The organism is Chryseobacterium vrystaatense (genome assembly GCF_000737765.1).
Classification (GTDB): Bacteria; Bacteroidota; Bacteroidia; order Flavobacteriales; family Weeksellaceae; genus Chryseobacterium; species Chryseobacterium vrystaatense.
Window position 1 is genome coordinate 721147 of sequence record NZ_JPRI01000001.1, and the last position, 22509, is coordinate 743655.

General features: G+C 36.7%; 23 protein-coding genes. 7 read left to right on the top strand and 16 right to left on the bottom strand.

Annotation, left to right across the window (positions count from 1 at the left end):
- Positions 1–8 precede the first annotated feature (8 nt).
- Entirely contained in the window at positions 9–1115 is a 1107-nt protein-coding gene (locus IW16_RS03325; protein WP_034739674.1) for a glycosyltransferase, read from the bottom strand.
- Entirely contained in the window at positions 1115–1339 is a 225-nt protein-coding gene (locus IW16_RS03330; protein ID WP_034739676.1) for a hypothetical protein, read from the bottom strand. Before IW16_RS03330 ends, IW16_RS03325 begins: the two co-directional genes overlap by 1 nt.
- A gap of 152 nt (positions 1340–1491) precedes the next feature.
- Here IW16_RS03330 and IW16_RS03335 point away from each other — a divergent pair, with 152 nt between their 5' ends.
- Positions 1492–4026, top strand: a complete 2535-nt coding sequence (locus IW16_RS03335) for an ATP-dependent Clp protease ATP-binding subunit (protein WP_034740533.1) — start codon at positions 1492–1494, stop codon at positions 4024–4026.
- Between the two features lie 111 nt (positions 4027–4137).
- Here the strand turns inward: IW16_RS03335 and IW16_RS03340 are convergent, their stop codons facing one another.
- A complete protein-coding gene (locus tag IW16_RS03340; protein ID WP_034739678.1) occupies positions 4138–4665 on the bottom strand; it encodes a hypothetical protein in 528 nt (175 codons plus the stop codon).
- A 42-nt stretch (positions 4666–4707) separates the two neighbouring features.
- On the bottom strand, positions 4708–5538 hold the full coding sequence (locus IW16_RS03345) for a hypothetical protein (RefSeq protein WP_034739680.1): 831 nt from the start codon (positions 5536–5538) through the stop codon (positions 4708–4710).
- 128 nt (positions 5539–5666) lie between these two features.
- On the opposite strand from IW16_RS03345, the gene mnmA reads away from it, so the two are divergent.
- Together mnmA and IW16_RS03355 are read left to right on the top strand one after the other, a co-directional pair.
- Positions 5667–6854, top strand: a complete 1188-nt coding sequence (mnmA, locus tag IW16_RS03350; RefSeq protein WP_034739682.1) for a tRNA 2-thiouridine(34) synthase MnmA — start codon at positions 5667–5669, stop codon at positions 6852–6854.
- 81 nt (positions 6855–6935) lie between these two features.
- Positions 6936–7142, top strand: a complete 207-nt coding sequence (locus IW16_RS03355) for a hypothetical protein (protein WP_034739684.1) — start codon at positions 6936–6938, stop codon at positions 7140–7142.
- 68 nt (positions 7143–7210) lie between these two features.
- Here IW16_RS03355 and IW16_RS03360 read toward each other — a convergent pair whose 3' ends face one another.
- Positions 7211–7564, bottom strand: coding sequence for a hypothetical protein (locus IW16_RS03360; protein ID WP_034739687.1), 354 nt, complete (start codon positions 7562–7564; stop codon positions 7211–7213).
- An 11-nt stretch (positions 7565–7575) separates the two neighbouring features.
- On the bottom strand, positions 7576–8334 hold the full coding sequence (locus IW16_RS03365; protein ID WP_034739689.1) for a glycine-rich domain-containing protein: 759 nt from the start codon (positions 8332–8334) through the stop codon (positions 7576–7578).
- A 144-nt stretch (positions 8335–8478) separates the two neighbouring features.
- On the opposite strand from IW16_RS03365, the gene IW16_RS03370 reads away from it, so the two are divergent.
- Complete coding sequence (locus tag IW16_RS03370; protein WP_034739691.1) at positions 8479–9375, top strand: hypothetical protein; 897 nt, start codon at positions 8479–8481, stop codon at positions 9373–9375.
- A 173-nt stretch (positions 9376–9548) separates the two neighbouring features.
- Here the strand turns inward: IW16_RS03370 and IW16_RS03375 are convergent, their stop codons facing one another.
- From IW16_RS03375 to IW16_RS03415, 9 genes are all read right to left on the bottom strand, one after another.
- Complete coding sequence (locus IW16_RS03375; RefSeq protein ID WP_084694485.1) at positions 9549–10292, bottom strand: LytR/AlgR family response regulator transcription factor; 744 nt, start codon at positions 10290–10292, stop codon at positions 9549–9551.
- Positions 10293–10347: 55 nt separating this feature from the next.
- The gene (locus IW16_RS03380; RefSeq protein WP_073170898.1) at positions 10348–10623 is read right to left on the bottom strand and encodes a 2TM domain-containing protein; all 276 of its coding nucleotides are present in this window, start codon (positions 10621–10623) and stop codon (positions 10348–10350) included.
- A gap of 23 nt (positions 10624–10646) precedes the next feature.
- A complete protein-coding gene (locus IW16_RS03385; protein WP_034740537.1) occupies positions 10647–10943 on the bottom strand; it encodes a 2TM domain-containing protein in 297 nt (98 codons plus the stop codon).
- A 168-nt stretch (positions 10944–11111) separates the two neighbouring features.
- Positions 11112–11681, bottom strand: coding sequence for a methyltransferase family protein (locus IW16_RS03390; protein ID WP_034739695.1), 570 nt, complete (start codon positions 11679–11681; stop codon positions 11112–11114).
- Positions 11682–11729: 48 nt separating this feature from the next.
- Positions 11730–12044 carry a 2TM domain-containing protein gene (locus tag IW16_RS03395; RefSeq protein ID WP_034739698.1) on the bottom strand — a complete coding sequence of 105 codons (315 nt, stop codon included), beginning with the start codon at positions 12042–12044 and terminating at the stop codon, positions 11730–11732.
- Positions 12031–13362 (bottom strand): 2TM domain-containing protein, encoded by a 1332-nt coding sequence (locus tag IW16_RS03400; protein WP_034739701.1) that lies wholly within the window; start codon positions 13360–13362, stop codon positions 12031–12033. Before IW16_RS03400 ends, IW16_RS03395 begins: the two co-directional genes overlap by 14 nt.
- A gap of 128 nt (positions 13363–13490) precedes the next feature.
- Positions 13491–14138, bottom strand: coding sequence for a hypothetical protein (locus IW16_RS03405; RefSeq protein WP_034739704.1), 648 nt, complete (start codon positions 14136–14138; stop codon positions 13491–13493).
- Between the two features lie 82 nt (positions 14139–14220).
- Entirely contained in the window at positions 14221–16464 is a 2244-nt protein-coding gene (locus IW16_RS03410; protein WP_084694486.1) for a TonB-dependent receptor, read from the bottom strand.
- Between the two features lie 92 nt (positions 16465–16556).
- Positions 16557–17459 carry an AraC family transcriptional regulator gene (locus tag IW16_RS03415; protein WP_034739706.1) on the bottom strand — a complete coding sequence of 301 codons (903 nt, stop codon included), beginning with the start codon at positions 17457–17459 and terminating at the stop codon, positions 16557–16559.
- Positions 17460–17610: 151 nt separating this feature from the next.
- Here IW16_RS03415 and IW16_RS03420 point away from each other — a divergent pair, with 151 nt between their 5' ends.
- Positions 17611–18114, top strand: coding sequence for a superoxide dismutase family protein (locus tag IW16_RS03420; protein WP_034739708.1), 504 nt, complete (start codon positions 17611–17613; stop codon positions 18112–18114).
- Between the two features lie 52 nt (positions 18115–18166).
- Here IW16_RS03420 and IW16_RS03425 read toward each other — a convergent pair whose 3' ends face one another.
- Positions 18167–20296 carry a carboxy terminal-processing peptidase gene (locus IW16_RS03425; RefSeq protein WP_034739710.1) on the bottom strand — a complete coding sequence of 710 codons (2130 nt, stop codon included), beginning with the start codon at positions 20294–20296 and terminating at the stop codon, positions 18167–18169.
- A 586-nt stretch (positions 20297–20882) separates the two neighbouring features.
- On the opposite strand from IW16_RS03425, the gene surE reads away from it, so the two are divergent.
- Together surE and IW16_RS03435 are read left to right on the top strand one after the other, a co-directional pair.
- On the top strand, positions 20883–21653 hold the full coding sequence (gene surE, locus IW16_RS03430) for a 5'/3'-nucleotidase SurE (protein ID WP_034739713.1): 771 nt from the start codon (positions 20883–20885) through the stop codon (positions 21651–21653).
- Positions 21653–22318: a GNAT family N-acetyltransferase gene (locus IW16_RS03435; RefSeq protein WP_034739715.1), complete on the top strand. Its 666-nt coding sequence runs from the start codon at positions 21653–21655 to the stop codon at positions 22316–22318. Before surE ends, IW16_RS03435 begins: the two co-directional genes overlap by 1 nt.
- Positions 22319–22509 lie beyond the last annotated feature (191 nt).

Here is a 22509-nt window from a genome sequence, read left to right on the forward strand (position 1 = left end):
AACCAATTTTATAAAGATAATTTATGGGAGGCTTTTTCAAAAAGCTGTAAAATTTTCATTTCTTCATTTTCCCAGCAAAATACATCAGCAGCTTTATCGAGCTCATTGCGATAATTTTTCCTTCCCCTTTTAAGCACCTTGTTTATTGCTGTTTCAATAGTCTGAGGCTTGTGGTCAGTAATAATTTCGCCTATATCAAACTGATTTTTAATACGCTGCATTTCAGGGAAATTAATCATCACAAGGGGTACTCTTGATTGAATATAGTCACAAACTTTATTGGGAAGAGAGTAGAAATAGCTCACGCCATTATTCTCTTCAAGACTGAAGCCGGCATCTGCTGTTTTTGTTACTTCCCTAAGGTTTTCAGGCTTTAGTTTCCCTAAAAAAAACACTTTATCCTGTAGTCCTTCCTGAATGACCAGATTTTCATATGTTTTCTTAAGAGGTCCGTCTCCCGCGATTTTCAAAACTGCATTTTTGATGGAATGCATTGCTATGATCGCTTTATCAATTCCTCTGGACTGGTTTACCGCGCCCTGATAAAGTATTACTTTAGGGTGGTTATCGGGAAATTCGGCCACGGACTGTATTTTCCTGGGTATATTTCTTACCACTACCGGATCCACTTTATATTTTTCGTGAAACCATTCCGCATAACTCTGACTTTCCGTCATCATGAATTCTACTTTGGGAAGTATATTTCCTTCGAGCAATCTCCAGAATTTCTGGGAAAATCTGTTTTGTACAGAAGGCATTTCTGTAAAAATTTCATGGCTGTCAAAAACCAGTGGAATATTCAGTTTTTTTGCGATCAGGTAATTGGGAAGCAGTGCATCAATATCATTGGCATGAAGGATTGTGTCTTTATCTGCTTTTTTCTTCAGCTGCTTATAAAGTTTCCAGTTGAACTCAAAATAAGCTGTTTTTAAACTTGTAGATTTTAATTCTATCCTGGAAAAAGGATAAGGTCTTTCCATTTTTTCATTTCCCCCCCAGTCATTTCCGATAAGTTCTATAGGATATCCATTGTCATAAAGAGTCTTACATACTTTCTCTATTCTTTGGTCTGTATACAGATTACTAAAAGCAGAAGTTATTATTTTCTTCTTCATTATTTTTTTCCTCCAAATATTAAATGATAGATCTGAATAAAACAAATAAGTCCGTTTGGAATGATCACCGGCCACAGCATACCATTGAAAATACCATAAATGACAAAACAAAAGCATCCTATCATATTAACAATTCTAATTTTTCTTACATCTTTCAGTATGAAACTCAATACAATGAAAATTGATGCAGAATATCCGATATAAGTAGTAAATTCGGGATTCATGGGGAAATTTTAAAGGATAACAAACTTAATCATTTTCAATAAGATAATAAAATTTTTTCTGCCATAAAGTCATTAATTGATTTTTGGTAAAATATTTGTAATTTAGATAATGAATAAATGGCACTGTTGCCATTATTCTAATGAGATATATTATGGATTATAAGTTTTCACAAGGTTTGAGCCAAGTGTTCAAACAAAGCAAAAGCGAAGCTAAACGGCTGAAAAGTGAATTTCTTAATACAGAACATCTACTTTTAGGTATTATAAAAACGGAAAACTCTGCAAAAGAAATCCTTCAAAACCTTAATGCGGATTTAACACAAATCAGAAGAAAAATTGAAACTTTAAATACAGCAAGTCTTAATCCTATTTCTGAAGAGGTTACCAATATTTCTTTCACTAAGATGGCAGATCATGCGATCAAACGTGCAGAGTTAGAATGCAGACAGTATAAAAGCAATGAAATTAATACCGTTCATCTGCTTTTAGGCATTCTTTATAAATATGAGGACCCTACTTCAAATATTCTAGGAGCTTATGACATCGACTATGAAGGAGTTTCAAAAGAATACCAGACGATGCTTAAAAATTCCGGTCAGGCACCACAAATGAGTGCTTATGATGACGATGACGACAGAGAGGAATTTGAGCAGATGAGGAAGCCTTCAGGAAATTTAGGTTCTGCTAAAAGTAAAACTCCAACATTGGATAACTTTGGTAGAGACTTAACTTCTTTGGCAAGAGACGGAAAATTGGATCCTGTAATTGGTCGTGAAAAGGAAATTGAGAGGGTTTCTCAGATCCTATCACGAAGAAAGAAAAACAACCCTCTTCTTATTGGTGAACCGGGAGTTGGTAAATCTGCAATTGCAGAAGGACTGGCTTTAAGAATTCAACAGAAGAAAGTGTCAAGAGTTCTTTACGGGAAACGTGTTATTACTTTGGATCTGGCGAGTTTAGTGGCCGGAACAAAATACCGTGGTCAGTTTGAAGAAAGAATGAAAGCAATCATGACTGAGCTTGAAAAGAACAGAGATGTCATCTTATTCATCGATGAGCTTCACACTATTGTAGGTGCAGGAAGTTCTACGGGAAGTCTTGATGCATCCAATATGTTCAAACCGGCTTTGGCAAGAGGTGAAATTCAATGTATTGGTGCTACAACTCTTGATGAGTACCGTCAGTATATTGAGAAAGATGGTGCTTTGGAAAGAAGATTCCAGAAAGTTATGGTAGAACCTACCAATATTGAGGAAACTATCCAGATCCTGAATCAGATTAAAGATAAATACGAAGAACATCATAATGTAGTGTATACTCCGGAAGCGATTCTGGCTTGTGTCAATTTGACAGCAAGATATATTACAGACCGTTTCTTACCGGATAAAGCTATTGATGCATTGGATGAAGCTGGTTCACGTGTTTATATTAAAAACATGAAAGTTCCGACTGAAATCATTGATTTTGAAAAGAAAATCGAGGATATCAAAGAAATGAAGCAGAAAGCTGTAAAAGCTCAGGATTATCTTGAAGCAAGAAAGCTTAAAGATGAGGAAGAACGTCTCCAGATGGAATTGAATGCCGCTCAGGATAAATGGGACAAAGATGTAAAAGAGAAAAAAGAAACCGTAACAGAAGAAAATGTTGCTGAAGTGGTTTCTATGATGAGTGGTGTTCCTGTAACGAAAGTCGGTAAAAATGAGCTTGACAAACTAGCTCAGATGGATGACAAACTGAACGGAAAAGTGATAGGCCAGGAAGATGCTGTGAAAAAAGTTGTTAAGGCAATTCAGAGAAACAGAGCTGGTCTTAAAGATCCAAACCGTCCAATCGGTACATTTATCTTCCTTGGAACAACAGGTGTTGGTAAAACTGAGCTTGCTAAAGTAATGGCAAGAGAGCTTTTCGAATCAGATGAATCTCTGATCCGTATTGACATGAGTGAATACATGGAAAAATTTGCGGTTTCAAGATTGGTTGGAGCCCCTCCGGGATACGTTGGATACGAAGAAGGTGGACAATTGACTGAAGCTGTAAGAAGAAAACCTTATGCTGTGATTCTTCTGGATGAGATTGAAAAAGCTCACCCTGATGTATTCAATATTCTTTTACAGATTCTGGACGAAGGTCATGTTACGGATAGTTTAGGACGAAAAATTGATTTTAGAAATACGATCATTATCCTTACTTCAAACATCGGAACGAGAGATCTAAAAGATTTCGGAGACGGTGTAGGATTCGGAACATCAGCTAAAAAGACAGGTTCTGATACAAGAGCAAGAAGCACGATTGAAAATGCCCTTAAGAAAGCATTTGCTCCGGAATTCTTAAACAGAATTGATGACATTGTAATCTTCAACTCTCTGGTACAGGATGATATCAAGAAAATTATTGATATTGAACTGAATAAGCTTTATGGCAGACTTGAAAAATTAGGTTATAAAGTGGAGCTGACAGAAGAAGCAAAAGACTTTATATCTGAGAAAGGATGGGATAAAGATTTCGGTGCAAGACCATTAAAACGCGCAATTCAGAAATATATTGAGGACTTATTGGCAGAAATGCTGGTCAACAAACAATTGAATGAAGGCGAAACTGTGGTTCTTGACGTTAATGAAGCTAAAGACGCATTGACAGGAAAGACTTCAAAGCCGAAAAAGACGACTGAAAAGTCTTCTCAACCGTAAGCAAATACTATCATCATAACGAAAAAGCACCGGAAATTCCGGTGCTTTTTTATTGTAAATATATTTTAACTAAAACCCATTCTATAATGGATTAGATCATATAGATCATCTCTAAAGCCCCACGACAAAGCCGATATTTGGGACAAGACCATTGGAGAATATACTTGAATTTTCTTTCCAAAGTACATTATACATCAAACCCAGCTGCATAAAAGAGTTCCCTCCTATCCTCTGCATATATCCTCCACCAAGATATAAGGCCGTTTCCTGTTCGTTCACTTTATAATCATAGTATTTATCTTTATAATTGATAAAGTAATGCTGGAGATTGGCTCCTACATAAAATGATCTTGCAAAATAGTAATTGGCAAAAGGTCCTACTCCAAACATGGTAGATTTATAATAATTAGAAGTCTGCCAGGAAACACTTCCCACCACTCCGGCCTCAAGATCATCAGTAAGCCTGTATCCTACTCTGGGAGAAGCCTGAAGGTAAAATGCACTGTTGCTTCCAAATCCTAAACCAATTCCTCCTCCAAAGGTCCATCGGTTGACTTCGGATGTAGGTGTTCCCGTGGTTATCTGAGAAAATACGGACAGTGAACATAGCATGGACAATACAAGAAATGTTTTTTTCATAGTGATATCGTTTGGTGTCACAAATTACTAAAATTTAAACAATCAGCTTTTCTTTTTATTTTTCATTTTAAACAGATACCAGCCTTCACCAATTTCTCTGATGAAAAGCATTCCGCCCGGATCAATTGCTGTAACAGGATTCTTTCCTGCATAGAAATATCCCACCGCATTATTCTCCATATTGCAGATCACAAATGCAAGGGTATTTCTGGTAAAAGGAAGGTATTCATTAATTTCAGAAATGGTAAGTTTCTGACAGTCATTTTCAAACCGCTGATTCTTTTCGGAATTGGTGTAATCACTGTGTAAAGTCCTGAATTTTATAAATTCATTTTTCAGCGCATTGAATTGGTATTTAAACTTCGTAAAGTGTTCTATCAGTTCATCGTCAGAGCTGTTCCCCAGATCGTAGATGCTTTTGATATAATTAAACTGTGCTCTGCTGGTAAAGGGTTTCTGTTCTTCTTTACTTTTCAGTACTGCATCAATCTGTTCTTCGGTAAGACCTTTTGTAAAAGCCACATAAGCAAATGTAATGTCGGGCAGTTTTTGAGCATCCAACATTTTCCATTCATTTTTAACCTTGACAAAGTATAAATAGAAATCATATTTGCCTTTGTTTTTATCCATGGCTGTTACATCAACCACTTTATAATTTTCTCCGCCATTAAATTCCCTGTATTCTAAACGGTAATCTGTATTTTTTTCTCTTTCATATTTCAAGTCTATATCGCGGTTTTCAAAAATATATTGCTGGTATTTTTCTCTATGATCCCGGTTGGAGAGAACCAGTTTTGAAATTTCCAAAGGTGTTTTCTGAGCAAAAACAGAGATGGATATACTACAAAGGATGGAAATTATTATATTTTTCATGGAAAGTTTCAGAAACTATCGTTTTTATCAATGTTTAAAATTATGGTTTTTTTACGAATTTTTTTAATTGTATTTTTGCCACGTCAAACTAAGAACTCCCGTTAAGAGTTTCGTAAAATTGAAATAAAATGAAAGTAGTAGTAGGATTATCTGGAGGTGTAGATTCCAGTGTTACAGCGTATTTGTTGCAACAGCAAGGCCATGAAGTGGTCGCTTTGTTTATGAGAAACTGGAATGATGCTTCAGTAACGCTGGAGGATGAATGTCCATGGATTGAAGACAGTAATGATGCCCTGATGGTCGCTCAGAAATTAGGAATCCCTTTTCAGGTGATTGATATGAGTGAACTTTACAAAGAACGTATCGTAGATTATATGTTTGATGAATATCAGAAAGGAAGAACTCCCAACCCTGATGTTTTATGCAACAGAGAAGTAAAGTTTGATGTTTTTATGAAGACCGCGATGTCTTTAGGTGCAGATAAAGTGGCAACCGGACATTATGCCCAGGTTAATTCCACTTTTGACGAAAACGGTAAGGAAATATTCCATCTTTTAGCAGGAAAGGATAATAATAAAGACCAATCTTATTTTCTGTGTCAGCTGAGTCAGGATCAGCTGTCTAAAGCGCTTTTCCCTATTGGAGAGCTGACTAAACCGGAGGTGAGAGAAATTGCCAAAGAGATTGGACTTGTGACTGCCGACAAAAAAGATTCTCAGGGATTATGTTTTATCGGAAAAGTAAGCCTTCCTCAGTTTTTGCAACAGCAACTGGTTCCTAAAGAAGGAGAAATTGTAGAAATTTTTAAAGATTCCCCATTATTTTCTGGAGAAAAACCGGAATTTTCTTCAAAGGAGGAAGAGCTGGAGTTTTTATCTCAGAAGATCAACTATAAAAAAGCTGACGGAAAAGTAATTGGTAAACACCAGGGTGCTCAGTTTTTCACAATCGGACAAAGTAAAGGACTTGGTATCGGCGGTCATAAAGAAAGCTGTTTTATCATCTCCAGAGACATGGAAAACAATATCATTTTTGTGGGCGAAGGACATAGTTCACCAGGGCTTCACAAAAAAGCTTTAAAGATTGACAATGCAGAATTGCATTGGGTACGTGAAGATATGAAGCTGGAAAAAGGAAGTTCTATGGAGGTAATGGCCAGATTCAGATACAGACAGACATTACAGAAAGCTGTTCTTTATCAGTTTGAGAATGCTTCTTATCTTGAATTTGAAGAACCTCAGTCGGCTATTGCTGAAGGTCAGTTTGCTGCATGGTATATCGGTGAAGAGCTGATTGGAAGCGGGGTTATTTCATAAAGTATAATTTTTTTGATTTTTTTTTGTAACGAATTTAAAGTTGTTAGACTTACTCAGTAAATAACAATAAAAAATATCACTATGAAAACGACTTCAAAAATCCAATATGCTTTTGCCAACTTCATTTTAATTCCTGTTGTAAGTGCTGTATTTGGCTACAATCTTTACCAAGTTATTGCACATCAGGAAACGTCCAATGTTGCAGCCACACTTTTACTTGCGGTCTTTACCTCAGTACTGGTCCGCAAATACGGAAGCAAACCTGTCAATGAAAAACAAAAAAATTAAATCATTTTAGTTGATATCTATACAATCCCGAAGCATTTCTGTTTCGGGGTTCTTTTTTATGTATTATTTTACTGCTTCATCTTTTGCTTGAACTCCATTGATATAAAAATCATATCAATAAGAATTTCGGCTGCCAGAATACTGAACAAAATCCCCACTGGGCGGTCCAGACTTAATCCTCTGAATAATTTGATGGCCCCAAGGATGAAAATAATAACCATAAAGTAAAAAGAAGTTCCGGACAGGTTTTCTCTGAAAAATCTTAAACAGAAAACAGAGAGATAAAATCCAATGGTCAGGCTAATATAGAATTTTAAAAACTCCGGGCCCCTTACGATAATGGGATTGAGTGTATGACAAAATATTTCAAGTCCCAGAAAGCTTACCATGACCGGTATGGAATGAATGATGATCTTTTTCATAATACTTTATTTTAACCACCACATCCTCCTCCACAACCTCCACAACCCCCGCCGCAGCCACTTCCACAACCTCCGCCTCCTCCATCCCCGCCGCTGCAGCTTGAACCACCTCCATCGCTGCTTCCGCCTATGCTGCCATCATCTTTCTTTTTAGCGTCGGTATTTTCGATGTTAACCTGAAATGCGCCGACAATATGAAAGAAAATGAAAAAGCCTATGATTGGTAATGCGATTAATGTTAATGATCCTAAAACTTCTCCCAGACAGGATGACAGCATAAGAAGAGCAGCCAATAAAGGAATGATTTTTAACCTTTTAAGCCAAATTTTCTTACGCTCTGTCTTCTCTCTCTCATACCAAATATCTGTTGGGGCTTCCTGCTGAAAGATCTCCTGATAACTTTTCAAGGTATCTGAAAACCAGTTCCGGTGTTTGCTGTTTTCTTTAGATCCTCCTTTTGACGGATGATGATGAAGTTTTCTTTTTAAAATATTCGGACAGAAATCTTCCCAGTAACTCTGGGTGTAAATCAGGTGCATGTGCCATACTTTATCTACCGTTTCACTTGGAGAAGCGCCATTAGGAAGAATACAGCAGAGGTAAACAAATTTTTTATACTCCTGAATCGCTTTCTGAGTAAAATCCACAGTCCAGCGCTCTTCTTTCGCCAGCTTTTTCGAAAAAGGGAAATCAGCATCAGAAGCATCCAGTGAAAAGTTTTGAATCCTGTTCCAAAGGGTTTCGTCTTTTAATAAGATTGTTGTTTCCATTGTGTTAACTTTTATTTTTCTACTCAAATATCATTTGATTGTAAAATATAAAAGTCTTTCATAAATCTTATTTGGTTGTATAAAAATCTTATATTAGTCTTATTAAAAAATGGCGATCTTTTCACTTATAACTAAAACAGACTAATGAAAAAAGAAGATATACAGCATCTGGAGAAATTAATGAATTTCTTAAGCCTTCATTTTTTGAAGAAGAATAATTGGGAAGATGTTACAAAGACTGAATGGTCTTACATCGGAGCGGAAATCAACGACTTGATTATCAGCGATTATTCGGAAAAAAGAATAAGCAAAAAACCGGATATTCTGGGTTCCAATTACCTGTATGAACATCTCATCATCAATAAACTAAGGAAATTCCAACACAACAGCAATGCTGTATTAAGCAGGCCCAACCTGGCAAAATTAAGCCAGATTGTCAAAGTTCTGGGGTATTCGAACTATATTGACTTTATTAATTCCAATACAGAATCATTTAATTTCAATGATCTTAGGATAGACATGAACAATGTCAAGCAGAATACAGCGCTTTTAGACCGTTTAGCAGGCTGTTGGTATTCGTATAACAGAAATCTTCCGGAGAATCCTTTACAGGCAAAAGACGAGCGTATATGGCGCTCTGCTATGGAGATCTACAAATCCGAAACTACCGGTGAATATTTCCTTGAGCGCAGCGGCGGCGATCATCATAAATATTTCGGCAAAGTGACGGCTTACTCCGATTACGTATTCATCATCATGAACAGTAATACCTTCATCCGTCAGAGACACTTTATCTCAAGGATAAAAGATATCAAGGAAAAGCTTAAAAATCCAGAATACAAGCTCCATGAGTTACATTTTATTAGTACATGTATCAGTTTTAATCAAGAGCCAATAGCTCTTTTCGAAATTTTCCAGAAAGCAGACCGTAAAACCTTTATTTCAGACTCTATCAGCTTTCCGATCGACAGTGATGAAATCCCTCCTTCTATCTTAAAACAGCTTGAAGATACTGAATCTAACAGAATAGATTACAGGTAATAGAAGTGCAGGTTTGCAAGTTTTACAGTGGAAGAATTGTGTGTTCCGGATTCAGATTCTGCAGTTACCGGATAGCATTTCAAATATTTTACACTTCCAGCAAAGGTCCATCATATTCTTCTCCTTAATCTAAAATCTGATGTCTGATGTCTGATGTCTGAAATCTAATCAACCTATCCCACCAGCCACTCTTTAAAATCTTTAACCCTGTCACGGCTGACTGTGATTTCCTCCTGAGGCTGAAATTGCATATCAACTTTGTAATAAGGCGACGTATGGATGTTTTTTATAAAATCGGAATTAATGATAAACTGTCTGTTTACCCTGAAAAACTTTTTATCTTCCAGAATATCTTCAAGTTCGTCGAGTGTGAAGTCGGAAGGATAAACCCGTTCTTCCGTCTGTAGATAGACAATTTTGTTTTCACTGAAAAAGCAGCTTATCTCCTGAGTCTGAACAATTTTAAGATTATATCCAATCTTGACCAGGACTCTGGAAAGGGTTGATTTTTCTTTTCTGATCAATTGCTTAATATCTTCAGAACCAGCCGTATTGTTGGAGGGAATAAATGATTTAAACTTCTCTACCGCGCCTGAAAGGTCTTCTTCCAGAATAGGTTTTAAAAGATAATCAATGCTGTTCAGTTTAAATGCTTTCAGCGTGTACTGATCAAATGCTGTCGTATAAATGATGAACCCTTTTGTAGGCACCTTTTCAAAAATATCAAAAGAAAGCCCATCTCCAAGAACGATATCCGAAAAGATGAGCTGCGGATGCTCATTTTCAGAAAACCAGACGACTCCTTCTTCTACCGATTCAATTTTAGCAACTACTTCTATTTCAGGAAAATTACTCAGCATTCTTTCTAATTTCCTTGAAGCAGGTTTTTCATCTTCAATAATGACAGTTTTAATCATTGAGCTACAGTTTTTAGTTTAAATCGGGAATAAAAGTAGATAAAAAATGAACAGTTTAAAAATCTATATTCTTTTTGCTTTTCCTCATTTCTCTTTCAATAAGATCGTTTTCCCATTCTGCATCTAAAAGAAATAATTTTACAGCTTTAACAGTAAGAATAATCCCCCAAATGACCAGGATAATTGATCCATCGAATAAAGAAAAATTAATTCTTCCGTTTTCAAATATATCGTCGAAAAATATGATTCCTGCCACTATCCCAAACCAGAGAAGGCTCTTATAAAATTTTTTCAGCTTAGTGACTCTCTCGTATGCAGTCTCGTAATTCATGGTTCTAAAATTTTTGTGATTAATTATAAAGTTTTTATATTTCTGCTGTCTTCCTTCATCAATTCTCGAATCTTTTTTTCTTCCCATTCTTTTCCAATTCCGTAAACACTTACAGCATGGGCTACAATTCCTACTCCCCATCCCAACATTGGCCAGTAGAACCATAAATGATCTGGAGATGTAATCAGATTCAACACCAGTAAGAACGGAATAACCAGACAGTATGAGGTAAGGTTCCCGTAAAATCCTTTCAGTTCTTTTACCCGTCTGGCCGCTTTCTTATAAGCCCTTGTTTCTTTTGTTTGCTCTATAGTTTCCATAATTTTCATTTTAAAAAGGTTTGTTTCTCTTTTTGCTGAATCAAAGGTAGGTCAGAAATCAGGCGTCAATCAACTTTATATGACCGAGTGGTAGAATATACTTCCTGAATCGTAAAAAAACCGTTTTATCTGTTGTTTTTATTTCTATACAAATCGTTAACATCAGCCTCAGTAGATAAACGGGATCAGTTTTTTTGTTTTTTTTACATAGTTCAGATACTCGTCTCCAAACTGTTCGACAAGAGCCTTTTCCTCAATTTTGATCCGGTATATGAATGCAAAAAATGGAGGAAGAAATGCCAGAATCAAAGAAAGCCAGTTATTGAGATAGAGACCTAAGCCTAAAGAAGTAAGCAGTGAAAATGCATATGAAGGATGTCTCAGGTATTTGTAGAAGCCTTCTTTTTTGATTTTATGATTCTGTTTAATGGTCACATCTACTGTAAAATACTTTCCCAATGATCTGATGATTATAAACCTCAAAACAATTCCAGTCAAGATAAGAGCTTCCCCAACATACAAGATCCAGTTGTCTTGAGTGATCGGGAATCTGGTTAGATATGAAATTGATACTGAAGCTAAAATAGAAAATGGAATTGCCATCCACAAGATATTCAGCGTAGATTTATCTTTATCTTTCCGGTCATCTTTACCTGACTTCAGCATGTTTTTATACAGGAACTCGGTCACAAACCATGCGGCCATTGAGATAGAAAATAAAATTTGTAGAGGATGCATATGTTTAGGTTAATAGTAGAAATCAAAGCTTTTTTGATGCTCACTGTTTCAGAGATTTCTTTTTTTCTCTTTCTTTTCCATCAGTTTCCTGATTTGCTTTTCTTCCCAGTTCCTAACAAACCCAATATTGGGTACATAAACTGCTGCTGCATGAGCTACCAGCCCAATGCCCCAAAAGGTCGCTGTAAAGAAGTTTTTGAACTGGAAATAGCTCTCTCCCGGTTCTAAATGCCTGATATTATAAACAACAATCATAGCATTCACCGCGATATACGCGAATAAGTGTCCGTAAAAACCTCTTAAGCGTTCAACCTGCCTTCTGGCCTGTTCATACCGGACATTATTTTCATCATAGATTTCCATTATGTCTGTTTTTTTGTTTATCCATTATTTCCCGGATCTTCTTTTCTTTCCAGGATTCTCCAACCCCAAAGACCTGAAACGCATGTGATGCCACCCCAATTCCCCAGCCTAACATAGGAAAATAGAACCACAGGTTTTTCGGTGAAACAATCAGGTTTATGATGATCAAAAAAGGGATTATTGTACAATAGGAAATAAGATTTCCATAAAAGCCTTTCAATTCCTTCACCCGTTTCTTTGCCTTTTCATAAGATCCGTTTTCATCATCTGTTTTTACACTGATATTGTTTGGTTTATTAGACAGGATCGGAACTTTTACTTTAAAATAATCCTCCGACTTTTCAATGAAAACATTCTTCCTGGTAAGCAGGGCATACCGCTGAACAATATTCGCCAGTCCAATTCCTGCACTCTCCTTCATCTGCTCCCGTGCCTGAAGATTATTTTCAATACAGAGAGTATCATTGTCTGAAAATATTTTGATGACTAAAGGTCTTGCAGAAGTAGCAAAATTGTGCTTGATACAGTTTTCAAGTAAGAGCTGCAGCGACAGTGGTACTACATATCTTCTGTAATCTTCTTTTTTAACATCAAAAATAAAATCGACACTATCCTCAAACCTGGTTTTTAAAAGATCGCAGTATGTTTTTGCAAATTCTATTTCATCTTCTACCGTCACCAGTTCTTTATCCTTCTGTTCAAGTACATACCGGTAAATCTTTGACATTGAAGCGGTAAACTTCTGTGCCTGATTGGGATTTTCATCGATCAGAGAACTCAAAACATTTAAAGAATTAAAAAGGAAATGTGGATCCAGCTGGTTTTTTAAGCTTTCAAACTGTGCATTGGCAGACTTTGCGATCAGCTTCTGTTCCACCACTTCTTTTCTGGAGTTTTTCTTCAGTTCTTCCATGAAGCTTTTGGCATGAAGGAACGCGGAAATAAGAAGTGCAATATTGATCATAAACCAATTGGTTGTTGCATACTCCTTGGAAAAGAAAGCTTCCGTTGAGGCAACTTTCTGAATCAGTACATAATTGACATAATTACAGAAATAGACCAGAATAAAATTACCGATAATGATAGAAATGATACTTAACGCTGTTCTTATACGGGTTGTTTCAGACCATGGGAATTTTCTGTTAAGAAAATCATTGATGAACGCATTTCCAAATCCCAGAATAAAGGAATACATCGTGGAGATCATCATCGTAATCAGAAAATTGTGGAAATTCTTCTCTTTTGTAAAAAATAAGAAGAAGAAGAGCGCAGTACCCAGCGATACCCAAAATAAAATGATAAATCCTTTACGCTTCATGAGCTGTTTTTCTGGTTCAAAATTAGTCTTTAATAAAGGTATCAAAAATTATTATTTACTGAAGGGCCGATTTTTCGTGCTGAATGGAAGAAAAAAACCTTCCGTATAAGGAAGGTTTACTGTTGTTCTTATTTCGCCTGCATGCTGAGAAAATATTCTGCTTCTGTCTTGCCCCAGTTTGGATCCAATGCTGTTTTTGGTTTATAGGCATTAAATTTTGCCAAAGCATCTTTAAACAGTTCCATGCCCTTCGTTTTGCTTCCTCCATACTGCTCAGGAGTGAAATAGACATCTTCTGCTTTGATAAGAGCAATTCTTGGATTGGATGGATCCAGCTTTTCTGCAATAGCAAGTTCTTCAGTCGCTTTCGCCCCATCAGTCATGTACCTTTGTGCAGGATTGACCATCATTCTTAAAGAGGCGGCCATTTTCCTCAACAAATGGATTTCTGCGTTGTCTGCACCTGCCAGATTCTGTGCCATAGCCAGGTATTTGTCAGCCTGCGCAGCAGTCTCGTCCAGATCCATATTTCCGTTTCTCATCATCAGTCTTCCCTTTTGAATCTGTGAAAATGCTGCATAGTAAGGAGGAAGCCATTTTGAGCTTTCTTTACTTCCGATTCTCTGGAAATCATTCGCCAAAGTCTGAAATTCTTCCGCTGTTTTACACGTCTCGGTTTTCGCGATTTTTTCAGTCATTATTTTTTCATAATCTGCCTGTGCAAAAGCCGTTAAACTCATAAAAGCTAAAGCAAAACTTAATAGGTATTTTTTCATTGTATCAATTTTTTTATGTTAGTTAATGATATATCCGAAGTTATGTTTTTTCATGTAATTGTAATATCTCCCACTTTTAATTTTATAAATTATTATTGATTGCATCCTGCGTTTTGTCCACTCCAAAACTGATAAAGGCGCCTATGAATACAAAGGTATTAACCGGAGGAACGACTGAAGAACTTCTTGCCCCATCAAAAGAGAAATTGTAACCGTAGACATTTTTTGACCCCAACACATTGGAAACACTTAATACCAATACAGTAAAAGCTTTAGCATCTTTCTTTCCCAAATTCGGAAGGTAATTAAAACTGATATTAAGGGCATTGTAGTCTTTCAGCTTTCCTTCATTCCTGATGTAATTGATCACATTGCTGTTTTCTGTTTTCGTTGTGATGTCATAATAAGGACGTCCTTTGGCATAGGTGTATGATAAGTTAACTCCAAGTTTCCATTCCGGAATAAATCTTTTAGCCACGGCAGAAAGAGTGTGCGCAGAGGCGAAATTGGGTTTTAAACTCACTGGATAATTGATGAAGTCTCTCTGTGAGTCAAGAAAGGAGTAACTGAGCCAGTAATCAATGTTCTTGAAAGTCTTTTTATCTCTCCAGAAAAGTTCCAATCCTTTTGCGTAACCGTCTCCGTTATTGTTTAAAGCGGTCTGTACTTGCTGATTCTGCTCTTTGTCCGGTGTAATATTGAAAGTCTTGATTAGCTGATCATATTTTTTATAAAAGGCCTCAAAACGCAGACTCCTCCCTTCTGACGTTCTCTGAACCTGAAAAATATAATGCTGCGATTTCTGAAAATCCAGATCTGCCGGTCCGTTGATGTATCTGCTTTCAGGATTCTGATAAAACAGTCCATATGCAAAGGAAGTTGTCCAGTCTTTTGCAAGACGGCAAGCCAGGGCAAAACGTGGCGCGATATTGCTTTTGCCTAAAAAAGAAGAGCTTTCTGCCCTCACTCCTATCTTTGCCGACAAGGCATTACTGAATCCAAGATCTGTTTCTGCAAAAGCTGCGGATATCAGGTCTCTGTAATGCTTCTGTACTTCTGAAAAATTCAGCTTTTCATCCGTATTATTCAATTCAAAACCAGCTCGTACGGCACTGATTTTATTAATTTTTCTTTCGAGGACTGCTTTGAAATTGATGTAATTTCCGTCGGTTAAAAGCTTTGATCTCCCTGATTCTATATCATTGGTTTCTGTGGAGAAATTAAGATCGGATCTGTTGTAGGAATAAGAAGTTCCGGCATTAAGAAGATATTTTCCAAATTTTTGTTTAAAAGACAGGTTATGATAGGTATTTCTTCCTTTCAGTCTTACCAGAGCAAAGTCGTATTCCGGTTCTAAGCTCTCTGTCCTTACACCCATTTTATTGGAATCATACATTCCGTAATATTTAAAAAAACCACCGGATTTTGTTTTGATTCTAAAGTTAAAATCACCATTTAATCCCTGTGGAGCATCAATAAAATCAGTATTAAAGTTAAAAACCTTCTGCATCACACTCAAGAGTGAATAGCCTAAAGTTGCGCCAAAAGAATGGTTTTTATCTGCTCCCAGTTTCTGAAATCCTGCGCTTAAAAAGATGGGTGAAACCCCAAAGTCAAAGGAACTCTGATCTGGAAGATCTACACTTTCCAGCATCAGTGCCCCCGAAAGAGCCTGACCATATAAGGCAGAATAGCCTCCGCTTGAAAACACATTCCCTTTGAAAAGAGAGGTGTTGAAACGGTCCCTCCCTGCGATTCCCGGAACGGAATTGGAGAAATAATTGTTGATGAGACTGCCATCCATAAAGATTTTCGATTCTGTTCCTGTTCCGCCCCTGATGAAAAGACCTTCCGTCTCCCCCACCTTCTGAACTCCGGGGAGGTAATTTAATGCAGAAGAAATCTGTCCGTCTGCTCCTGCTGTAGTATAGATGTCAATGGGTGTCAGAAGTGCTGTAGCTCTCTTTTTGTCACTTGCTTCTATAGAACCTGCTGAAACGACCACCGCATCAATCTCACTGATCTGTTCCTTAAGTTCTGCGTTGACTGAAAGATCTTGATTATCAATTACAATCGTCTTTTCTACATCCTGATATTTTGTATGCGTAAATGTGAGGATATGATTCCCCTTCTCCGAGGTCTCAAAAGAAAAGTTTCCCTGGGTGTCGGTGGTAGCACCATCATAGGTGTCTTTTAATGTAACATTAATTTCACTGACACCTTTATTTTTAAAAGTGACTTTTCCTGAGATCCTGATCTGCGAATATCCTGCAATAAAGGACAGAAAGGCAATCATTAACAGCAGTTTTTTTACTTGTGTTTTCATGGGGTTAATTTTCGGATCAAAAATAATACGCAAAATGCCTTTCTTTAAAATAAATTTTACTGAAAGGCATAGTTTGGCTGCTGAATGGGAAATTAGTAAACCGGGATGCAGAAATCAACGATCATTTTACCCTCCGGATGTTCTTTAAAATTGGTATGATAAATTTCAAACGGGAATGCTTTTCTCATGGAATAATGATGTTCATTCATCCATAGAAAAAGGGATACCCAACACTTCTCAAAGTCATCAAGGGTCAATTCTCCGCTTCCCACAATACATTTACCCTTCTCAATCGTTTCTGAGAAAACCACTTCGTTCTGCTCCTTCAGTCTCTCATCCAGAAGCATACACGAATGGATTCTGACTTTATCTAAAGGGGTCACTTTGCAGCTGTCATGATACACGGAGATCATTTTGACATTGTCCCTGGGAAATAACTGCCTTTTCTTTGCCCATTCTATAAGCACATTAAAAGAAGGCTCCACATTGATAATTCCTAAGCTCATGACAGAAGCCAGATTCATTTCCGGCAGTTCTTTTACTCCAACTTTTAAATTCATATCTGTCCAGTTTAACAGGTTGTCTATATGGCAAATGTACTGGCTGAAAACAGTATTCACTTGTCCATTCTTGCTGGCTTTCTGTAAAACCCTGTGGAAGAATTCAGGAGCAGAATTCCGAAAAGAAGAAGGGGCGATTCCGTAATGTTTTTTAAACGTTTTACTGAAAACAGAATGATTGGAAAATCCCAAGTCAAGATAAATTTCTTTTATTTCTATATCCTTTTTTACAGACAGATAAAAGGCACTTTTTTCTATTTTCTTTCTGATGATATAATTCTGGAGTGTCTCTCCGGTAATGAGCTTAAATATCCTGTGGAAATGAAAAGAAGAATACATCCCGACTTCGGCAATTTTTTCCAAAGAAAGATCTTCATGAAGGTGGCTGTCAATATATTGTATCGCTTTGATGATCCTTTTTTTGTGTTCTTCCATTTCAAAAAGTGCTGATGAACAAAGGTATTAAGATACACTGAATTTCATTTGTCATATATTGCGGTTTTTGAAAAAAGGACTGAAATCATAAAGTGTTTCGGAAAATGTTTTATAAATTTAACGGTATAATCACTATAAAAATCATTTAAAAATGAAAGTACAGACATTAGCATTATTGGCAGGCTGCGCATTTTTTGCCGCTTCGTGCTGCACAACGAAAACATACAGCGTCAACGCTAAAAGCGGAACACAGACGGGTGGAACAGCAAAGTTTACTCAAAAAGGAGAAGAGGTGGTCATGAAACTTGAAGTAACGAATCTTACTCCCGGTATCCATGCGGTACATATCCACGAAAAAGGCGACTGTTCTGCTGCCGACGGAACCTCTACCGGAGGACACTGGAACCCAGCTAAAGATGATCATGGAAAATGGGGTGCTGATCACTTCCATATGGGAGATATAGGAAATTTAACTGCTGACCAAAGTGGAAAAGCAGTCCTTACATTCAAGACCAATAAATGGTGTCTGGGATGTACAGATGAATCCAAGAATATCATTGGAAAAGGTCTTATCGTACATGCTGCTGCGGATGATTTTCATACTCAGCCTACAGGAAATGCAGGCGGAAGAGTGGGATGTGTAGAAATTAAATAATTCTCAATTTTCAATAAAAAAAGCCGCTGATCGTTGATCAGCGGCTTTTATTTTATGATTTAGCTCCCATATCAGAAACAATGTTCATTGCTTCCTGCAGATATGGATCTTTTTTCAGATTCTTAATCCACATTTCAGATTTTTTCTTGAAAGCTTCATCTTTTTTCTCTCTTTCAATTTCTTTTGGATACATCATGAATTTAAGACCATTCTCAAATTTGCTTAAAGCTTTGAATTTTTCGATCTGAGCTTTTCTCTGCTTCATCAGTTCATTAAACTTGTTAATGTTTAGCGTGATGTTTTCCTCCTTATCCAGTTTTTCTCTCCATTGAGCGGATTCAAGCAGAAGCTGATAGTTGCTGTTTTTAGCCATTCTATCGGCACTTGCTTTTTCAAGAGCCTGGATGTTGAAATAATTCAGTTTCTCAAATTTAGTTCCCGGAATTTTATCCCATGCTAAAGCATAATCGTCATATCGCTCTCCTACTTCAGCGTAGGTAAAGAAATCTTTCATCTGGATATCAGAAACAATTCCTTTTCTCTGTGTAGATTCTCCTGTAATTCTGTAGAACTTCTGAATCGTAAGTTTTAAAGATCCAAAATCATCTTCTGTATTTAAGAATCTGTTCAGATCTACAAAAGTCTGTACAGTACCTTTTCCAAAAGACTGTGGAGATCCGATGATCATCGCTCTTCCATAATCCTGCATAACACCGGCAAGGATCTCAGAAGCAGAAGCTGAAAGTTCGTTTTGCATGATCACCAAAGGTCCTGTCCATATTGGCGTTTCATTTTTATTCTTTAAAGTCTGGATTTTTCCGTTTCCGTCTTTCACCTGAACATAAGGTCCGGCATCCATGAAAAGTCCCATAATATCACCTACTTCCGTCAATGATCCTCCTCCATTATTTCTGAGGTCAAGAACAATTCCTTCTATATTCTGCTCTTTTAATTTAATGATTTCATTCTTGATGTCATCAGAAGCATTTCTTCCTTTTGAATCTTCAAAATCAGCATTAAAACTTGGCAGGTTAATGAATCCGTATTTTTTCCCATTTGGAGAGTTCACTACAATACTTCTTGCAAAGGTATCTTCGATCGCCACTTCTTCACGGATCATAGTAACATCTTTGGTTGTTCCGTCTTTTTTCTGAACGGTAAGTGTTACCGGTGTTCCTTTTTCTCCTCTGATCAGTCTTACTGCTTCATCAGAAAGCATCCCTACTACATTAACAGCGTCATCCTTTGGTTTGGATTTTACTTTTAAGATCTTGTCACCTTCAGAAAGCTGCTTGGATTTCCATGCCGGTGCACCTATTGTTAAAGCTCCCAGGTAAAGATTTCCTTTTTTCTCCTGGATGATCGCTCCAATACCTATTACTTTTCCAGTAAATTGAGTGTCAAAGTCTTCTTTGTCTTTTGGAGAATAATAATTGGTGTGTGGATCGAATACCTCTGTATATGCGTTCATGTACACGGTAAACCAATCCATTTTCTTTCTTTTTTTGAACCTCGTAAAAGTATCTTTTACCAGATCTTTTACTTCATCAGTTGCTTTTTTGATCTTCTGATCCTGATTAAGCGGCTGATATTTGATCGTATCTTTCAACTTATACTTCTGAACAGAGTCTTTTTTCTCTTTCTGAGCCTCTTCTTTGCTGTTCATAGATTCGATCTCTTGAAGAATATTGTATTTGATATACTTTTTCCACTCATTATACTGTTCCTGCTTGTTGGCAGGTACTTTTTTAAGCTTCGGCTCCAAAGTCAGAGCATCATCCTCTTCAAGGCTGATCGGCTTGCTAAAGATATCCTGAGTAATCTTATCGATCTCATCTACACGCTGATAAAGCCTGTCAATCGTCAGTTTATAAAATATTAAATCCCCCTGGCCGATATAGTCATCAAGCTTTGTTTCATGCTTTCCGAATTCATCCATATCAGACTGTAGAAAATATCTTTTCGCAGGATCTACCAGTTCGAAATAATGTTTATAGACATCCTTTGAATAAGCATCATTGATGGCTTTTGGACTGTAATGTAAATAAGAAAGAGTGTTCTTTACGCTCACCATAATCGTCTGCATCTTTTCATCGTCATTCTTTGGCGAGTTGAAACAAAACATTAGACTTGTCAATGGAATTAGGAGTAAAAATTTATTCAGTTTGAAATTTTTCCACATAAACTGTCTTTATTTATTAATTTTTTTAAAATATATACTACAATTAGTAGCAGCAATTAATTCGCTGTTACAAACTATCAAATTTAATACCTTATTTACAATTATCGGATAGTTTTGAATGTTTTTTACTAAAAGCATGATTGAGTATCTTTTCACCTTTTCACAAAATCCAAATATCACCCTAATAATCAATCGATTAAATTATTTTTGATAAAAATAATTCTCTCTCCCTCAAAAGCTATTCTCACATTGTTAAAATAACCCGACATCTGAAATATTCTCATTTTCACGATCATTGACATTTCTTATTTATCAACCGTTCCGTCATCATCATTCTTTGTCGAAAAGCCTGAATTACTGAATAATTCTAGTATTCTTTTCAAACCATATTCATTTACTAACTGATTTTCAATAAATCTGTATGAGCCTATCAGGGTACTACTTATATTTATGGAATTGCCTTTATCTTAAAAAGTTTTTAGCTAAATTTGAAGAGTGGGAACTTCTTTTCTGTCAAAAATGATAAAATAAAAGTTTTCATATTAGCAATTTATGCTAATTTACAATCTTAAATTAAACTGATTTTATGGAAAGACCGCTTATTCTGGTTACTAATGATGATGGAATTACCGCACCTGGTATCAGAAATCTTATACAATTTATGAACGAAATCGGAGACGTCATTGTCGTTGCCCCGAATTCTCCCCAAAGTGGAAAAGGCCACGCTATTACCATCAATTCTACCTTAAGTTACGAAGAAGTAAAGCTTGAAGGACCACAGACAGACTTTTCTTGTAGCGGAACGCCTGTTGACTGCGTAAAAATGGCTCTTGATAAAATTTTGACAAGAAGACCGGATATCGTTGTTTCAGGAATCAACCATGGCGCGAATTCTTCGATTAATGTAATCTATTCCGGAACGATGTCTGCAGCGGTAGAAGCAGGAGTAGAAGGAATTCCTGCAATCGGATTTTCACTTATGGATTTCAGCTGGGAGGCTGACTTTTCGCAGGCAAAAGAATATATTCAGAATATCGTCAGAAGAACTCTTGAAAACCCAATGCCTAAAGGAATTGTACTAAACGTCAATATTCCGAAACTGACTGCCGGAGAAATCAAAGGAGTAAAGGTCTGCAAACAGGCGAATGCAAAATGGGAAGAAAGCTTTGACGAAAGAGTAAATCCCCACGGAAAAAAATACTATTGGTTAACCGGATATTTCAACAATATGGACGATTCTGAAGATGCTGATGAAACAGCATTAGCCAACGGATATATTTCAATTGTTCCTGTAAAGTTTGACCTTACGGCCTATGAATACATGAAGACGCTGGAGGAAGTAATGAATTTTGACTAATGTACGAAAAGCTAGACAATCCTGTTTATCATTCACTTAATGAATATCATAAAAAGTTCTGCTTCAATCTTGGGGACACGAAATTTTATAATCCTGAGGTAGCCTCTTTTGGTGGAGCAGCAGAGCTTTCCGGAGAAAAAGACATCGCAGAATATGCAAAAATATGTGATGATTTTCTGATTTTCGGAGCCCGTCCTGACCTGGGAAATCTAAAAACAGAACTTTCACAGCTTGTATGTGATCAGTATGTATTGGAGAACCCTGTTCCATTTGATCTTACAGAGGACATTACTGAACTAAAGGAGGAAAACTACGAAGAACTTTTGGCCTTTGTCATGAAATTCTATCCTTATTATTTTAAAGCAAGAACTCCTGAATTGGGCCGTTATTTTGGCATTTTTAAGGAAAATAAATTAGTTGCAGTCACTGGTGAAAGAATGCAGATGAATGATATGACGGAGGTAAGTGCTGTCATCACCCATACGGATTATCTGGGAAAAGGTTTAGCCAGGCAACTGGTAGCTTTTGTTTCCGGAAAGATCTTTGCAGATGGAAAGACGCCATTTCTGCATGTTGCAGAAACTAATACAGGAGCCAAAAAACTTTATGAAAAGCTTGGCTTTATGCACAGAGGAACGATCAACTTATGGGGCGTGAAAAGATAATTTTTCGCCCTTTTTTTTAAGTATCTGTAGAATTCTTTTATATGATCTTATAACAGATTTCATAAATAAAAACTACTGATTCCTACCTTCAAAAATTTCTTTTTTCTACTTCACTATTCCTGACCTTAAACCAAAGTCTTCAGGTTAAAAAATCTATAAAACCATCCCTTTTCAATGTTCGCTTAAAAGTT

Bases quoted from the DNA above. Each gene is read 5' to 3' on its own strand.
- IW16_RS03325 (WP_034739674.1), bottom strand. From the start codon at position 1,115: ATGAAGAAGAAAATAATAACTTCTGCTTTTAGTAATCTGTATACAGAC.
- IW16_RS03330 (WP_034739676.1), bottom strand. From the start codon at position 1,339: ATGAATCCCGAATTTACTACTTATATCGGATATTCTGCATCAATTTTC.
- IW16_RS03335 (WP_034740533.1), top strand. From the start codon at position 1,492: ATGGATTATAAGTTTTCACAAGGTTTGAGCCAAGTGTTCAAACAAAGC.
- IW16_RS03340 (WP_034739678.1), bottom strand. From the start codon at position 4,665: ATGAAAAAAACATTTCTTGTATTGTCCATGCTATGTTCACTGTCCGTA.
- IW16_RS03345 (WP_034739680.1), bottom strand. From the start codon at position 5,538: ATGAAAAATATAATAATTTCCATCCTTTGTAGTATATCCATCTCTGTT.
- mnmA (WP_034739682.1), top strand. From the start codon at position 5,667: ATGAAAGTAGTAGTAGGATTATCTGGAGGTGTAGATTCCAGTGTTACA.
- IW16_RS03355 (WP_034739684.1), top strand. From the start codon at position 6,936: ATGAAAACGACTTCAAAAATCCAATATGCTTTTGCCAACTTCATTTTA.
- IW16_RS03360 (WP_034739687.1), bottom strand. From the start codon at position 7,564: ATGAAAAAGATCATCATTCATTCCATACCGGTCATGGTAAGCTTTCTG.
- IW16_RS03365 (WP_034739689.1), bottom strand. From the start codon at position 8,334: ATGGAAACAACAATCTTATTAAAAGACGAAACCCTTTGGAACAGGATT.
- IW16_RS03370 (WP_034739691.1), top strand. From the start codon at position 8,479: ATGAAAAAAGAAGATATACAGCATCTGGAGAAATTAATGAATTTCTTA.
- IW16_RS03375 (WP_084694485.1), bottom strand. From the start codon at position 10,292: ATGATTAAAACTGTCATTATTGAAGATGAAAAACCTGCTTCAAGGAAA.
- IW16_RS03380 (WP_073170898.1), bottom strand. From the start codon at position 10,623: ATGAATTACGAGACTGCATACGAGAGAGTCACTAAGCTGAAAAAATTT.
- IW16_RS03385 (WP_034740537.1), bottom strand. From the start codon at position 10,943: ATGGAAACTATAGAGCAAACAAAAGAAACAAGGGCTTATAAGAAAGCG.
- IW16_RS03390 (WP_034739695.1), bottom strand. From the start codon at position 11,681: ATGCATCCTCTACAAATTTTATTTTCTATCTCAATGGCCGCATGGTTT.
- IW16_RS03395 (WP_034739698.1), bottom strand. From the start codon at position 12,044: ATGGAAATCTATGATGAAAATAATGTCCGGTATGAACAGGCCAGAAGG.
- IW16_RS03400 (WP_034739701.1), bottom strand. From the start codon at position 13,362: ATGAAGCGTAAAGGATTTATCATTTTATTTTGGGTATCGCTGGGTACT.
- IW16_RS03405 (WP_034739704.1), bottom strand. From the start codon at position 14,138: ATGAAAAAATACCTATTAAGTTTTGCTTTAGCTTTTATGAGTTTAACG.
- IW16_RS03410 (WP_084694486.1), bottom strand. From the start codon at position 16,464: ATGAAAACACAAGTAAAAAAACTGCTGTTAATGATTGCCTTTCTGTCC.
- IW16_RS03415 (WP_034739706.1), bottom strand. From the start codon at position 17,459: ATGGAAGAACACAAAAAAAGGATCATCAAAGCGATACAATATATTGAC.
- IW16_RS03420 (WP_034739708.1), top strand. From the start codon at position 17,611: ATGAAAGTACAGACATTAGCATTATTGGCAGGCTGCGCATTTTTTGCC.
- IW16_RS03425 (WP_034739710.1), bottom strand. From the start codon at position 20,296: ATGTGGAAAAATTTCAAACTGAATAAATTTTTACTCCTAATTCCATTG.
- surE (WP_034739713.1), top strand. From the start codon at position 20,883: ATGGAAAGACCGCTTATTCTGGTTACTAATGATGATGGAATTACCGCA.
- IW16_RS03435 (WP_034739715.1), top strand. From the start codon at position 21,653: ATGTACGAAAAGCTAGACAATCCTGTTTATCATTCACTTAATGAATAT.